Here is a 14,962-nt window from a genome sequence, read left to right on the forward strand (position 1 = left end):
GGGTTACACAGTGCAGCGTCGACCGAGACGGACCTGACACTGTGGAGGGTCCTGACGCACGATCGGCAGGCCATACCATGGGAGGGCCATAGTCGTCCGTTTCGTGAGGTAACCCGGTGTCCACTGCCAGTTCCGCCCCCGTCGAGTCCGCCCAGCCCGCCCCCGCGACCGGGACCGCCAGGGTCAAGCGGGGCATGGCGGAGATGCTCAAGGGCGGTGTGATCATGGACGTGGTCACGCCCGAGCAGGCGAAGATCGCCGAAGACGCGGGCGCGGTCGCGGTGATGGCCCTGGAGCGGGTGCCCGCCGACATCCGCGCCGAGGGCGGGGTGTCCCGGATGAGCGACCCCGACATGATCGAGGGCATCATCGAGGCGGTGTCCATCCCCGTCATGGCCAAGGCCAGGATCGGCCACTTCGTCGAGGCCCAGGTGCTGCAGTCGCTCGGCGTGGACTACATCGACGAGTCCGAGGTGCTGACCCCCGCCGACTACGCCAACCACATCGACAAGTGGGCGTTCACGGTGCCGTTCGTGTGCGGGGCCACCAACCTGGGCGAGGCGCTGCGCCGCATCACCGAGGGCGCCGCGATGATCCGCTCCAAGGGCGAGGCCGGCACCGGCGACGTCTCCAACGCCACCACCCACATGCGGCAGCTGCGCGCCGAGATCAAGCGGCTGTCCGCGCTGCCCGCCGACGAGCTGTATGTGGCCGCCAAGGAGCTGCAGGCCCCCTACGAGCTGGTCAAGGAGGTCGCGCAGACCGGCAAGCTGCCCGTGGTGCTGTTCACCGCCGGCGGCATCGCCACCCCGGCCGACGCCGCCATGATGATGCAGCTGGGCGCCGAGGGCGTGTTCGTCGGCTCGGGCATCTTCAAGTCCGGCAACCCGGCCCAGCGCGCCGAGGCCATCGTCAAGGCCACCACCTTCTACGACGACCCCGACGTGATCGCCAAGGTCTCACGCGGGCTCGGCGAGGCCATGGTCGGCATCAACGTGGGCACCCTGGCCGACCGCGACCGGCTGGCCACCCGCGGCTGGTAGGCCCCCGGCCCGCTGACCGGCGGGTCAGTGAGCCCCCGCCGCTCGCCGAGGCGTGCGCATGCGGGTTACGCTGGGCGGCGGCCACCGGAAATGATGATCATCCGGGGGTCGGGCGGCCTCCGGGAGGGGAGACTATGGCCTGGTCGGTAGCGCTCGCCTGCGCCAGCGCGGGTCCGCCCGCCGCAGTGTTCGGGCCGGGGCTGCGTTCCGACCCCGCCGCGGCGGCGCGGGTGGCCCACGGGCTCTACCCAGCGGCCGGTCTGGTCGAGACCGGCGACACGGTGCTGGACTTCGCGCTGTGGCCGTACGAGGACGAGCTGTTCGTCGGCGCCTACGACCGGGCGCTGCTGGTGTGCGACCGGCGGCTGTTCTGCATGGACGAGGACGCCCGCCGGATCGCCGACACCGTCGGCACCGCCCTGCCCGGGGGACAGGGCGGGGTGCTCGTGCTGCACAGCGTGATCTCCGGCTGCTGGTTCCGCCGCTATGCGGGCGGCGCGCTGGTCCGCGACGTGTTCGTCACCGCCGAGGACGGCGTGGTGATCGACCGGGGCGAGCGGCTGCCGGTGGAGCAGCCCTACTGGAAGGCGATCGACACGGGCGCCGGCGACGTGCCGCTGCCGTTCGACCAGGAGTCCTTCGGGCTGGACCTGGCCCAGGCGTACATGTTCGGCCGGGGCATCGCCGACCGCGGCGAGGACGGCTTCCTGCCCCTGGAACTCCCGCTGCGCCGCTTCAAGATCGGCTGAGCGGCGCGCGGGTCCGGGGCGGTGCCGGCCAGCGTTTAGGCTCGAAGAGGTTCGCAGATCTTCGTGTGGAAGGCCGCTTCGTGACGCATGCTCAGCCGACGATCGGTGTTCTCGCCCTCCAGGGGGACGTGCGCGAGCACGCCCGCGCCCTGGAGGCCGCGGGCGCGCGGGCGGTGCCCGTGCGCCGCCCCCAGGAGCTGGAACGGGTGGACGGGCTGGTCATCCCGGGCGGGGAGTCCACCACGATGTGGAAGCTGGCCCGCACCTTCGAACTGCTGGACCCGCTGCGCAAGCGGGTGGAGGCCGGGATGCCCGCCTACGGCTCCTGCGCCGGCATGATCATGCTCGCCGACCGGATCCGGGACGGCGTCCAGGGCCAGGAGACCGTCGGCGGGATCGACATGACGGTCCGGCGCAACGCCTTCGGCCGCCAGGTGGACTCCTTCGAGTCCGATGTCACGCTGCCCGCCCTGGACGATCCGCCCGGCCCGTTCCGGGCGATCTTCATCCGCGCGCCGTGGGTGGAGGCCGTCGGCGACGGGGTCGAGATTCTCGGGCGCGTCGAGAGAGGCGAGCAGACCGGTAGGATCGTCGCCGTCCGTCAAGGGCGCCTCATGGCGACCGCGTTCCATCCCGAGCTCACCGGGGACTTCCGCGTGCACCGGTACTTCGCCGATCTGGTGCGTCGGGCGATGGAGGAGGAGTAGACAGATGTCCGGCCATTCCAAATGGGCGACGACGAAGCACAAGAAGGCCGCGCTGGACGCCAAGCGCGGCAAGCTGTTCGCCAAGCTCATCAAGAACATCGAGGTGGCGGCACGGACCGGCGGCGGTGACCCGGACGCCAACCCGACGCTCTACGACGCGATCTTCAAGGCCAAGAAGAACTCCGTCCCCAACGACAACATCGAGCGCGCCCGCAAGCGCGGGGCCGGCGAGGAGGCGGGCGGCGCCGACTGGCAGACGATCATGTACGAGGGGTACGCCCCCGGCGGCGTGGCCCTGCTGATCGAGTGCCTGACCGACAACCGCAACCGGGCCGCCTCCGAGGTGCGCACCGCGGTCACCCGCAACGGCGGCTCCATGGCCGAGCCCGGCTCGGTGTCGTACCTGTTCAACCGCAAGGGCGTCATCATCGTCCCCAAGAACGGCGTCACCGAGGACGACCTGATGCTGGCCGTGCTGGACGCCGGCGCCGAGGAGGTCAACGACCTCGGCGAGAGCTTCGAGGTGGTCAGCGAGGCCGGTGACCTGGTCGCCGTCCGCAGCGCCCTGCAGGAGGCCGGCATCGACTACGAGTCCGCCGACGCCAACTGGCTGCCCAGCGTCTCGGTCCCGCTGGACGAGGAGAGCGCCAAGAAGGTCTTCCGCCTGATCGAGGCCCTCGAGGACAGCGACGACGTCCAGGAGGTCTTCGCCAACTTCGACGTCTCCGACGAGGTCCTGGCGACCCTGGACTAGCCGGCGCCCGCCCGAGCGGGCGGGGATCGTGACACGCCGGCGACCGGGCCATGTGGCGCCCGTAAGGGTCGCGACCGGGCCGGTGGCGGGTGAGGGCGTGACGGCGTCCGCGGCCGGGCCCGCCCGGTCCCGGGGCGACACGCCCGGGGCGGGATGCCGGGAAGGTCGGCGCCGGCCGGTAACGTGGCATCGTCGAACAGGTGGTCGAAGGGCGAGGGCGTGCGCGTTCTGGGTGTCGATCCCGGGCTCACCCGATGCGGTGTCGGGATCGTCGACGGCGCCCCGGGCAAGCCGCTGCGGCTGGTCCACGTCGCCGTGCTGCGCACCAGCCCGGACGAGGACATCGCCACCCGGCTGCTGGGCATCGAGACGGGGATCGAGGCGCTGATGGCGGAGTTCACCCCCGACGCCGTCGCCGTGGAACGGGTGTTCGCCCAGCACAACGTGCGCACCGTGATGGGCACCGCGCAGGCCGGGGCGATCGCCATCGTGGCGGCCGCCCGCCGCGGGCTGCCGGTCGCGCTGCACACCCCCAGCGAGGCCAAGGCCGCCGTCACCGGGAACGGCCGCGCCGACAAGGCGCAGGTCACCATGATGGTGACCAGGCTGCTGCGGCTGGAGGCCGCGCCCAAGCCCGCCGACGCCGCCGACGCCCTGGCGCTGGCGATCTGCCATGTCTGGCGGGGCGGCGCCCAGGCCCGGCTGGAGGCGGCCCGCCGCGCCGTACGACAGACAGGGAGCAGATCGTGATCGCCTTCGTCAGCGGGCAGGTGACCGCCGCCGGGCCGGACGGCGCCGTGGTCGACGTCGGCGGGGTGGGCCTGTCGGTGCAGTGCACCCCGGCCACCCTGGCCGGCCTGCGGGTCGGCGAGCAGGCCCGGGTGCCGACCTCCCTGGTGGTTCGGGAGGACTCGCTCACCCTGTTCGGCTTCGCCGACGACGACGAACGGGCCGTGTTCGAACTGCTGCAGACCGCCAGCGGCGTCGGCCCCCGCCTGGCGCTGGCCATGCTCGCCGTGCACTCGCCCAACGCGCTGCGCCGGGCGGTGGCCGCCGAGGACCTCACCGCGCTCACCAAGGTCCCGGGCATCGGCAAGAAGGGCGCCCAGCGCATCGTGCTGGAGCTGAAGGACCGGCTCGGCGCCCCCTCCGGCGACGACGCCGGGCTGCCCGTCCCCGCCCGCGCCGAGCCCTGGCGCGCCCAGGTCCATACCGGCCTGATCAACCTCGGCTGGTCGGGCAAGGACGCCGAGGCCGCCGTGGACGCGGTCGCCGCCGAACTCGACGGCGGGCAGGTCCCGCCGGTGGCCGTCCTGCTGCGCTCGGCCCTCAAGAAGCTCGGCAGGCCATGAGCGACCGCGATCGCCTGGTGTCGGCCGAGGCCGGCGCCGACGGGGACGAGCAGGTCATCGAGGCGGCGCTGCGGCCCAAGAAGCTCGACGACTTCATCGGCCAGCAGCGGGTCCGCGAGCAGCTGTCGCTGGTGCTGCACAGCGCGCTGCGCCGCGGCCGCACTCCCGACCACGTGCTGCTGTCCGGCGGCCCGGGGCTGGGCAAGACCACCCTCGCCATGATCATCGCGGCGGAGCTGGGCAAACCGCTGCGGGTCTCCAGCGGCCCGGCGATCGAGCGGGCCGGCGACCTGGCGGCGGTGCTGTCCACCCTGTCGGAGGGCGAGGTGCTGTTCCTGGACGAGATCCACCGGATGGCCCGCCCCGCCGAGGAGATGCTCTACCTGGCGATGGAGGACTTCCGGGTCGACGTAGTGGTCGGCAAGGGCCCCGGTGCCACCGCGATCCCGCTGGACATCGCCCCGTTCACGCTGGTGGGCGCGACCACCCGGGCGGGCATGCTGCCCGGCCCGCTGCGCGACCGGTTCGGCTTCGTCGCGCACATGGACTTCTACGCCCCGGCCGAACTGGAGGTCATCGTCCGCCGCTCGGCACGGCTGCTGGACGTGCGGATCGAGGACGAGGGCGCTGCGGAGATCGCCGGGCGGTCCCGGGGCACCCCCCGGATCGCCAACCGGCTGCTGCGGCGGGTCCGCGACTACGCCGAGGTCCGCGCCGACGGCCTGATCACCCGGGAACTGGCGCGGGCGGCGCTGACCCTGTACGAGGTGGACGAGCGCGGCCTGGACCGGCTGGACCGGGCGGTGCTGGGGTCGCTGCTGCGCAAGTTCGGCGGCGGTCCCGTGGGGCTGTCCACGCTGGCGGTGTCGGTGGGGGAGGAGCCCGAGACGGTGGAGGTGGTCGCCGAACCGTTCCTGGTGCGCCAGGGGCTGCTGGCGCGCACGCCGCGTGGCCGGATCGCCACTCCGGCCGCCTGGCGCCACCTGGGCCTCACCCCTCCGCCCTCGGCGCCGATGGCCGACACCCTGTTCGCCGTGGACGAGGATCTCGAATAACCGTTCGGGAACTTCCGGGCGCTGCGAGTCGTCTCGTCGTTGCCGGTGTTTCGCGTAATCTCTACACTCCGGGACTTGGTCGCCGTCCCCAGCAGGCGGTCCCGCGCGTGAACGTCAGTCCGGCGAAAGGCTGGGGCAACCCACATTGGAAGGATGCCCTTCGATGGGCGACAGCATGTTCCTGGCACAGAGCTCCGGCGGCAGCGGGGCCTTCAACCTCATCCTGCTGCTGGCGATCCCCGTGGTCTTCTACCTGCTGCTGATCCGGCCGCAGAACAAGCGCCGGCGCGAGCAACTGCAGATGCAGAGCTCCCTGCACCCGGGGGTGCGCGTGATGACGACCAGCGGGATGTACGCCGAGGTGGTCTCCGTCGACGACGACGGCCTGGTGCTGGAGATCGCCCCGGGAGTCCAGGCCCGCTTCGTCAAGCAGGCCATCATGAACGTCATCGCCGACGACGCCGCCGACACCGACGACGTTGAGGACGTCGAGAACGACGACACCGTCGAGGACGACGCCAAGCCCGCCGACCGCGTGGACCTCGGCAAGGACACCGACATCGCCGAGGATGACGACAAGGCCGCGCAGGCCACGAAGGCCGACAAGCACTCGGCCTGACCGAGCCGGAACGGGAAGAGACCCTTCAGTGGCACCACCCCGTAACCAGTCCCGCCCCGGCCGGACGATCCTGGTGCTGTTCGCTGTCCTGGCGGCGCTGACCGGGGTGATGTTCCTGCAGGGACAGACCACTCCCAAGCTCGCGCTGGACCTGGCGGGCGGCACCACCGTTACGCTGACCGCGGCCACCGAGAGCGGCCGCACCCCGCCGGACACGCAGATGCGGCAGGCCGTCAGCATCATCCGCGACCGGGTGAACGGCCTGGGCGTCTCCGAGGCCGAGGTCAGCCAGCAGGGCGCCAACCACATCGTGGTGCAGGTCCCCGGCACGGGCGACCAGCGGCGGATCGTCGACCTGATCGGGACCACCGCCCAGCTGCAGTTCCGCCAGGTCTACGCGGCGGCCGCGGCCACGCCCCCGGCGACCTCGCCGAGCCCGTCGACCAGCCCGTCGACGAAGCCGTCCTCCTCGCCCGGCGGCGCGGGCGACGGCTCCAGCCCGTCGCCGAGCGGGTCGGCGGGCACGCCGTCGTCCACGCCCTCGGCCGGTTCCCGGCCGAGGGCGCTGTCGCAGGCGCTGGCCGCGCCGTCGCCCTCGCCGTCCGGGCCCGCCCCGTCCGGGTCCACGACCCCTGGGCCGTCGCCGTCCGCGTCGATCCCGCCCGAGCTGCTGAACCAGCTGAACGGCGACGACTTCGGCGGCATCGACGACAAGGCCGTCATCGCCCAGTTCGAGAAGCTGAACTGCGCCGGGCCGGACAAGAAGGTGCCCGGCTCCGACGACCCGCGCAAGAAGTGGGTGGCGGCCTGCGACCAGGACGGCAGCGCCAAGTACATCCTGGGCCCGGTGCGGGTGGAGGGCCGGCAGGTCGCCGAGGCCAACGCCGTCCCGCCGAACCCGCAGCAGGGCCAGACCAGCTGGTCGGTCCAGCTGCGGTTCAAGTCCGAGGGCGGCCGGCAGTTCGGCCAGCTGACCTCCGAGGCCTACCGGCAGTACCAGGCCGACCCGTCCTCGCCGCGGCGGCAGATCGCCATCGTGCTGGACGGGCAGGTGGTGTCGGCCCCCGAGATCGCACGCGGTGCGATCACCGGCGGCACCGCCAGCATCGACGGCCCGCCCGACAGCTTCAACCAGACCTACGCCACCGACCTGGCCAACGTGCTCAAGTACGGGGCGCTGCCGCTGAAGTTCGACAAGAGCTCGATCGAGACGGTCTCCTCCACCCTGGGCTCGGACCAGCTGAGCAAGGGCCTGCAGGCCGGCGCGATCGGCCTGCTGCTGGTGCTGGCCTACTCGCTGCTGTACTACCGGGGCCTGGGGCTGGTGTCGCTGGCCAGCCTGACGGTCGCGGCGGGCATCACCTACCTGTCGGTGGTGCTGCTGGGCAGTGAGAGCACCCTCGGCTTCCGGCTGTCGCTGGCGCACGTCATCGGCCTGATCGTGTCGATCGGCATCGCGGCCGACTCGTTCATCGTCTACTTCGAACGGCTGCGCGACGAGTTGCGCGAGGGTCGGCCGCTGCGGCCGGCCGTGGAGAGCGCCTGGAAACGGGCCCGGCGCACCATCCTGGTCGCCGACGCGGTGATGTTCATCGGCGCCGCGGTGCTGTACGGGCTGGCGGTCGGTGGGGTGAAGGGCTTCGCGTTTGCGATCGGGCTGACCACGCTGATCGACGTCGTGGTGGTGTTCCTGTTCACCAAGCCGATGGTGGCCCTGCTGGCCCGCCGGGAGTTCTTCGCCGGCGGCCACCGGTGGTCGGGGCTGGACCGCGAGCGACTCCGTAAGACCAGGCCTGCCCCGTCGCTGACCAAGGAGGCCTGATGCTGGCCCTGCGCGCCGTGCTGTCACGGATCTACAAGGGCGAGGTCAGCGCCGACATCGTCGGGCGTCCCCGGCTGTGGTACTCGCTGTCGGCACTGCTGCTGGTGTTCTCCATCGCCGGGCTGGTCGTGCGGGGCCTGTCCTTCGGCGTGGAGTTCACCGGCGGCTCGGTGTTCACCTTCAAGGCGCCGAACGCCTCGATCGAGCAGGTGCGGACCACGGTCGCCGAGGCCGGGCCGCACCAGGTGATCGTGCAGCAGACCAGCAGCGGCTGGCGGGTGACCACCGAGTCCCTGCCGTCGGCCGAGGTCGCCGAGGTGCAGCAGGCCGTCGGCGAGGAGTTCGGCCTCCCGGCCGGCCAGGTCAGCTCGCAGGTCATCGGCTCCACCTGGGGCGACGAGATCACCAAGAAGGCCTGGCAGGCGCTGGCGGTCTTCATGCTGCTGATCGTGCTGTACCTGTCGCTGGCCTTTGAGTGGCGGATGGCAGTGGCCGCCATGGTGGCGCTGGTGCACGACCTGGTGATCACCGCGGGCGTCTACGCCTGGTCGGGCTTCGAGGTCACTCCGGCCACCCTGCTGGGCTTCCTGACCATCCTGGGCTACTCGTTGTACGACGCGGTCGTGGTCTTCGACATGATCAAGGAGGTCACCCGCGACCTGGGGAGCCCCGGCAAGCTGAAGACCTACAGCCAGGCCGCCAACGAGGCGCTCAACCATACGCTGGTGCGCTCGCTGAACACCTCCCTGGTGGCGATCCTGCCGGTGGCCTCGATCCTGTTCGTCGGCACGTTCCTGCTGGGCGCGGGGGCGCTGAAGGACCTGTCGCTGGCGTTGTTCGTCGGCATCGTCGTGGGGACCTACTCGTCCCTGTGCGTGGCCACGCCGCTGCTCGTCCAGCTCAAGGAGCGCGAGCCCCGCTACCGGGAGCTGCGCGAGCGGCTGCGCTCGCGGGAGGCCGGCGCCAAGCGGCGGGCCCGCAAGGCCGCCGTCCCGGCGGACCGTCCGGCCGCCGGGACGAAGGCCCCGGCCGCGGACCCGCCGGACGAGGACGCCGGGCGCGCCGGGGACGGGTCGGCCGCGGCGGAGCCGGAGTCGTCCCGTAAGGTCAAGGTCGTCCAGACCGGACCGCGCCGCCAGCCCAGGCGCGGCACCCGGCAGCAGCGGCGAACGGGAAGGTAGTCGATGATCGACCTCGGAAAGCTGATCGCCGAGCGGATCCGGGACGTGGCCGACTACCCCAAGCCCGGGGTGGTGTTCAAGGACATCACCCCGCTGCTGGCCGACCACGTGGCGTTCGCCGGGGTGGTCGATGCGATCGTCTCCCACCACGGCCGCGGCACCGTCGACAAGATCGTCGGGATCGAGGCGCGCGGCTTCATCCTGGCCGCCCCGGTGGCCTACCACTTCGGCGCGGGGTTCGTCCCGGTGCGCAAAAAGGGAAAGCTGCCCGCGCGCGCCCACGAGCAGACCTATGATCTGGAGTACGGCACCGAGACGATCGAGATGCACGCCGACGCGCTGCGCCCCGGCGAGCGCGTGCTGATCGTTGACGACGTGCTTGCCACCGGGGGCACCGCGCAGGCGGCCGCCGAACTGGTCCGGCGCGGCGGGGGCGAGGTGGTGGGCCTGTCGGTGCTGATGGAGCTGTCCTTCCTGAACGGGCGGGACAAGCTGGGGAATCTGGACGTTCACTCCCTGGTTACCGTGTAGTACCGAAAAAGCCCGGTGGTTAGACTTGCCGGACCAGGGAAGGTGGCGATCCCGCCCCCAGGCGCCGGGCGATGAGGCCGGGCGGTCCGAGCGGGCAGACCCGTACGGATTCAGGCGACGCACAACCCGCGTTGATGAGGAGGCTGGGTGCCAGGTGAGGTGGTCTCGACCGACGCGGTAGCGGACGCCCTGCGGGCCCGCGCCGCCGAGCCCGAGCACGCGCGCCCGCAGGCCGCGCCGGCCGCGCCCGGTCCCGCATCCGGTCGTGGAACCGAGGACGGGGGCGAGCGGGGGACCCGCCCCGGCCCGGTCGCGTCCGCCGGAACGTCTCCCGGAACACCCGCCCAGCCCCCGCAGACCCCGCCCTCGTCCCCGCCGGCTGCCCCGCCGTCGGCGGCCGTCATCCCACCGTCGGCAGCCCGCGTCCGGCGCCGGCTGGCCAGGCTGGGCGCACAGCGTGGTACCACCATGAATCCGGTACTCGAACCACTGATCAAGACCGTCCGCAACACCCATCCCAAGGCGGACCTGCGGCTCATCGAGCGGGCCTACGACGTCGCGGCGCACTACCACCGCGACCAGAAACGCAAGAGCGGCGACCCGTACATCACCCATCCGCTGGCGGTCACCACCATCCTGGCCGAACTCGGCATGAACACCGAGACGCTGTGCGCCGCGCTGCTGCACGACACCGTCGAGGACACCGAGTACACCCTGGAGGAGCTGCGCGACGACTTCGGCGAGGAGATCGCCGCGCTGGTCGACGGGGTCACCAAGCTCGACAAGGTCAAGTACGGCGACGCCGCCGAGGCCGAGACCGTCCGCAAGATGGTCGTGGCGATGGCCCGCGACATCCGGGTCCTGGTGATCAAGCTCGCCGACCGGCTGCACAACATGCGCACCCTGCGCTACATGCCCCGGCACAAGCAGGAGAAGAAGGCCCGCGAGACGCTGGAGGTCTTCGCCCCGCTGGCGCACCGGCTCGGGATGAACACGCTGAAGTGGGAGCTGGAGGACCTGGCGTTCGCCACCCTGTACCCCAAGCGGTTCGACGAGATCGCCCGGCTGGTGTCCGAGCGGGCCCCGCGCCGCGACGTCTACCTGCAGGAAGTGATCGAGAAGGTCTCCGCCGACCTGCGCGAGGCCAAGATCAAGGCCAGTGTGACCGGCCGGCCCAAGCACTACTACTCGATCTACCAGAAGATGATCGCCCGCGACGTGGGCTTCGACGACATCTACGACCTGGTGGGCATCCGGGTGCTGGTGGACTCGGTGCGCGACTGCTACGCCGCCCTCGGCTCGATCCACGCGCGGTGGAACCCGGTCCCCGGCCGGTTCAAGGACTACATCGCGATGCCCAAGTTCAACATGTACCAGTCGCTGCACACCACCGTGATCGGCCCCGAGGGTAAGCCGGTGGAGCTGCAGATCCGCACCTGGGGCATGCACCGCCGGGCCGAGTACGGGGTCGCCGCGCACTGGAAGTACAAGGAGGAGACGGTCGGCGGGCGCAAGGCCGCCGACATGCAGTGGCTGCGGCAGCTACTGGACTGGCAGAAGGAGACCGCCGACCCGGCCGAGTTCCTGGAGTCGCTGCGCTTTGACCTGTCGGTGTCGGAGGTGTTCGTCTTCACCCCCAAGGGCGACGTGATCGCGCTGCCGCAGGGCGCCACCCCGGTCGACTTCGCCTACGCCATCCACACCGAGGTCGGCCACCGATGTATCGGCGCCCGGGTCAACGGGCGGCTGGTGCCGCTGGAGTCCACCCTTGACAACGGGGACTCGGTGGAGGTCTTCACCTCCAAGTCGCCGGACGCCGGGCCCAGCCGCGACTGGCTGAACTTCGTCAAGAGCGCCCGCGCCCGCAACAAGATCAAGCACTGGTTCACCAAGGAGCGCCGGGACACCGCGATCGAGGCCGGCAAGGACTCCATCGCCCGCGCCATGCGCAAGCAGAACATGCCGCTGCAGCGGATGATGTCCGGTGAGGCGCTGCTCGCGCTGGCCCGCGACATGCGTTATGCGGACGTGTCCGCGCTGTACGCGGCGGTCGGCGAAGGGCACATTTCCGCCCAGTCCGTGGTGCAGAAACTGGTGGAGGCCCTCGGCGGCGTGGAGAGCGCCGAGGAGGACATGGCCGAGGTCGCGCTGCCGACCCGCCGTAAGAGCCGCACCCGCCCGGCCGGCGACCCTGGCGTGGTGGTGGCCGGCGACCCGGACGTGTGGGTCCGGCTGTCGCGCTGCTGCACCCCGGTGCCCGGCGACGACATCGTCGGCTTCGTCACCCGCGGCCACGGCGTCTCGGTGCACCGCGAGGACTGCGCCAACGTCGCCGACCTGCGCAACGAGCCGGACCGGCTGATCGACGTGAAGTGGTCGCCCAGCGAGGACTCGGTGTTCCTGGTGGCCATCCAGGTGGAGGCCCTCGACCGGCCCCGGCTGCTGTCGGACGTCACCCGGGTGCTGTCGGACCAGCACGTCAACATCCTGTCGGCCTCGGTCACCACCACCCGGGACCGGGTCGCGGTCAGCCGCTTCACCTTCGAGATGGGCGACCCCAAGCATCTGGGGCACGTGCTCAAGGCCGTCCGCTCCGTGGACGGCGTCTACGACGTCTACCGGGTGACCAGCGGCGCCGCCCGGTGAGACGCGGGCTCGTCTGGGGTTGCTGGCTGGCGACCCGGATCGTCGGCCTGCTGATCATCCTCGACCGGTTCCCGTACCCGCGGCGCGGCGAGATCCTCGGTGACCCGGCCATCTACGAGGAGTGGAGCCGGATCCTGGCCGGGGGCGCCTTCCCCGAGGGGGACGTCCGCTGGCAGTATCCGCCGCTGGCCGCCCCTGTGATGCTGCTGCCGCGCTGGCTCGGGGGGACCTACACCACCACGTTCGCGCTGGTGGCCCTGGCCGCCGACCTGCTCATCATGTGGCTGCTGACCCGTTCCGGGCGGCCGCTCGCCGGCGCCTGGGTCTGGACGGCGGGTCTGGTGCTGCTGGGGCCGATGAGCTATGTGCGCTACGACCTGGTCGTCACGGTCGCGGCGGTGGCGGCGCTGCTGATGCTGGCCCGCCACCGGATCTTCGGGGTGCTGGCCGCTGTGGGTGCCCTGCTGAAGGCGTGGCCGGTGCTGCTGCTGGCGGCCCTGCCCCGCAGCCGCCGGGGCGCCGAGGCGGCGGCGGCCTTCGCGGTGACGTGCGGCGCGGTCCTGCTGGTGTTCGGGCTGGCGCAGGGCCGTGCCCCGTGGGAGTTCCTGGACGCCCAGGTGTCGCGTGGGCTGGAGTGCGAGGCGGTGGCCGCCACCCCGTTCATGATCGCCCGCTTGTCGTCCTGGGACGGCACGATCGTCTACCAGTACGGGTCGATGGAGCTGGTCGGGCCGGGTGTCGAGCGGGCGGCCGCGCTGTTGCCGCCGCTGACGGTCGCCGCGCTGCTGGTCGTGGCCGTGCTGGCCTGGCGCGGCGCCGGACGGGGCTGGAACGTTGCCTGGGGCTGCGACGTGGCGTTCGCAGCGGTGCTGGCGGCGGTCGCCACCAGCCGGGTGCTGTCCCCGCAGTACCTGCTGTGGCTGCTGGGCCTGGCCGCGGTCTGCCTGGCCCACCGGGGCTCCCGCCAGCGCCCGGCGGTGCCGCTGATCCTGGCGGCCACCGCCCTCAGCCAGTTCCTCTACCCGCTGAACTGGCCCGACCTGATGGCCGCCCAGCCCCTGGAGACCTGGATCCTGGCCGTCCGCAACCTGCTGGTCCTGGCGGCCACTGTCATCGCCGTCGCCCGGCTGCGCACCGGCCCGTCAAACGCCGGGCAGGACCCCGCCCCGTCTGTCACGGGCGCGGCCCTGCCGGCTAGGTGAGACTCAGCGGCTCTGCCGACCGGGGGAGAACCCTCAGGAGAACTCCGCAAGGGTGCGCTCGGCCTCTTCCAGCCAGGCGCGGCGGGCGGCCAGCGCCTCCTCGGCATCCTTGGCGTCCTTGTCGCGACCGGCGTCCCGGGCCTTGGCCAGCCGCTTCTCCAACTGCTCGATGGAGGAGCGCAGCTGGCCGACGGTGGCCTCGGCGCGGGCGCGGGCCTCGGGGTTGGTGCGCCGCCACTCGGCCTCCTCGGCGGCCCGGACGGCGTCCTCGATCTTGCGGAGCCGTCCCTCCAGCCGGTCGCGGGAGTCGCGCGGCACCGGGCCGGCTGCCTCCCAGCGCTCCTGGATGGAGCGCAGCGCCTGGCGGGCATGGCGGACGTCACGGACCGGCAGCAGCCGCTCGGCCTCGGTGAGGATGTGCTCCTTGACCTCGGCGTTGCCGCGCAGCTCGTGGTCGCGTTCGGCGTAGGCGGCGGCACGGGCGGCGAAGAAGGTGTCCTGGGCCCCCTTGAAGCGGGCCCACAGCTCCTCCTCAGTGTCCCTGCCGGCCCGGCCGGCCGACTTCCAGCGGCGCATCAGGTCCCGGTAGGCGGCGGCGGTCTCGCTCCAGTCGGTGGAGCCGGACATCGCCTCGGCCTCGACGACCAGCCGCTCCTTTTCCACGCGGGCCTGCTCGCGCTGGTCCTCCAGCGTCGCGAAGTAGGCCTTGCGGCGCTTGGTGAAGGCGTTGCGGGCGGCCGACAGCCGCTTCCACAGCGCGGTCTCGGTCGGCCGGTCGATACGGTCGGCGGCCTTCCACTCCTCCACCAGCTGGCGCAGCCGCTCACCGCCGTTCTTCCAGTGGGTCTCCTCGGCGGCGATCCGCTCGGCCTCGGCGACGATGCGCTCCTTGACCTCGCGGGCCTCGTGGCGGGCGTGCTCGCGCTGGGCCCGCACCTCCTCGCGCCGCTTGCCCACCAGCTCGCCGAGACTGTCCAGCCGGCGGGCCAGCGCGTCCAGGTCGCCGACGGCGTGCGCGTCGGTGACCGACTCGCGTAGCCGCGCGATGCTCTGCTCGGCCTGGGCGGGCGCCAGGTCGGTGGTACGCACCCGCTGCTCCAGCAGCTCGATCTCGGTGACCAGCGCCTCGTACTTGCGCTTGAAGTAGGCCAGGGCCTCCTCCGGGGCACCGGCCTGCCAGGAACCGACGACCCGTTCGCCGCCGTCGGCCGTCTTCACGTAGACCGTGCCGTCTTCGTCAACACGACCGTGGGGATCGGTGGCGCTGGACACCATTGCCTCCCATCATGGTCCGGCCTTCT

At 71.9% G+C, this 14,962-nt stretch carries 14 protein-coding genes; 13 read left to right on the forward strand and 1 reads right to left on the reverse strand.

The genetic code is table 11. The features are described 5' to 3' along the window. Window positions 1-116 precede the first annotated feature (116 nt). From pdxS to C4U03_RS33285, 13 genes are all read left to right on the forward strand, one after another. Window positions 117-1,043: a pyridoxal 5'-phosphate synthase lyase subunit PdxS gene (gene pdxS, locus C4U03_RS33225; protein ID WP_103943689.1), complete on the forward strand. Its 927-nt coding sequence runs from the start codon at window positions 117-119 to the stop codon at window positions 1,041-1,043. 134 nt (window positions 1,044-1,177) lie between these two features. After that, on the forward strand, window positions 1,178-1,792 hold the full coding sequence (locus tag C4U03_RS33230) for a DUF6928 family protein (protein WP_103943691.1): 615 nt from the start codon (window positions 1,178-1,180) through the stop codon (window positions 1,790-1,792). Window positions 1,793-1,872: 80 nt separating this feature from the next. Beyond that, the gene (gene pdxT / locus C4U03_RS33235) at window positions 1,873-2,499 is read left to right on the forward strand and encodes a pyridoxal 5'-phosphate synthase glutaminase subunit PdxT (protein ID WP_103943799.1); all 627 of its coding nucleotides are present in this window, start codon (window positions 1,873-1,875) and stop codon (window positions 2,497-2,499) included. 4 nt (window positions 2,500-2,503) lie between these two features. After that, entirely contained in the window at window positions 2,504-3,253 is a 750-nt protein-coding gene (locus C4U03_RS33240) for a YebC/PmpR family DNA-binding transcriptional regulator (RefSeq protein ID WP_103943692.1), read from the forward strand. 219 nt (window positions 3,254-3,472) lie between these two features. Further along, window positions 3,473-4,003, forward strand: a complete 531-nt coding sequence (gene ruvC / locus C4U03_RS33245) for a crossover junction endodeoxyribonuclease RuvC (RefSeq protein ID WP_103943694.1) — start codon at window positions 3,473-3,475, stop codon at window positions 4,001-4,003. Continuing rightward, complete coding sequence (gene ruvA / locus C4U03_RS33250) at window positions 4,000-4,605, forward strand: Holliday junction branch migration protein RuvA (protein ID WP_103943696.1); 606 nt, start codon at window positions 4,000-4,002, stop codon at window positions 4,603-4,605. Before ruvC ends, ruvA begins: the two co-directional genes overlap by 4 nt. Continuing rightward, window positions 4,602-5,660 (forward strand): Holliday junction branch migration DNA helicase RuvB, encoded by a 1,059-nt coding sequence (gene ruvB, locus C4U03_RS33255; protein WP_103943698.1) that lies wholly within the window; start codon window positions 4,602-4,604, stop codon window positions 5,658-5,660. Before ruvA ends, ruvB begins: the two co-directional genes overlap by 4 nt. A gap of 163 nt (window positions 5,661-5,823) precedes the next feature. Beyond that, window positions 5,824-6,279 (forward strand): preprotein translocase subunit YajC, encoded by a 456-nt coding sequence (gene yajC, locus C4U03_RS33260; RefSeq protein WP_103943700.1) that lies wholly within the window; start codon window positions 5,824-5,826, stop codon window positions 6,277-6,279. A gap of 28 nt (window positions 6,280-6,307) precedes the next feature. After that, a complete protein-coding gene (gene secD, locus C4U03_RS33265) occupies window positions 6,308-8,101 on the forward strand; it encodes a protein translocase subunit SecD (protein ID WP_235018295.1) in 1,794 nt (597 codons plus the stop codon). Further along, window positions 8,101-9,282: a protein translocase subunit SecF gene (secF, locus tag C4U03_RS33270; protein WP_103943702.1), complete on the forward strand. Its 1,182-nt coding sequence runs from the start codon at window positions 8,101-8,103 to the stop codon at window positions 9,280-9,282. The genes secD and secF overlap by 1 nt, the downstream gene beginning before the upstream one ends. A 3-nt stretch (window positions 9,283-9,285) precedes the next feature. Continuing rightward, the gene (locus C4U03_RS33275; protein ID WP_200827646.1) at window positions 9,286-9,813 is read left to right on the forward strand and encodes an adenine phosphoribosyltransferase; all 528 of its coding nucleotides are present in this window, start codon (window positions 9,286-9,288) and stop codon (window positions 9,811-9,813) included. Window positions 9,814-9,960: 147 nt separating this feature from the next. Continuing rightward, window positions 9,961-12,459 (forward strand): RelA/SpoT family protein, encoded by a 2,499-nt coding sequence (locus C4U03_RS33280; protein ID WP_103943704.1) that lies wholly within the window; start codon window positions 9,961-9,963, stop codon window positions 12,457-12,459. After that, a complete protein-coding gene (locus C4U03_RS33285) occupies window positions 12,456-13,661 on the forward strand; it encodes a glycosyltransferase 87 family protein (protein ID WP_103943706.1) in 1,206 nt (401 codons plus the stop codon). The genes C4U03_RS33280 and C4U03_RS33285 overlap by 4 nt, the downstream gene beginning before the upstream one ends. Window positions 13,662-13,694: 33 nt before the next feature. On the opposite strand, the gene C4U03_RS33290 is transcribed toward C4U03_RS33285, so the two are convergent. Continuing rightward, on the reverse strand, window positions 13,695-14,936 hold the full coding sequence (locus C4U03_RS33290; protein ID WP_103943708.1) for a DUF349 domain-containing protein: 1,242 nt from the start codon (window positions 14,934-14,936) through the stop codon (window positions 13,695-13,697). Window positions 14,937-14,962 lie beyond the last annotated feature (26 nt).

Origin of the sequence: Thermomonospora echinospora, from assembly GCF_900108175.1 — a bacterium.
Classification (GTDB): domain Bacteria; phylum Actinomycetota; class Actinomycetes; order Streptosporangiales; family Streptosporangiaceae; genus Thermomonospora; species Thermomonospora echinospora.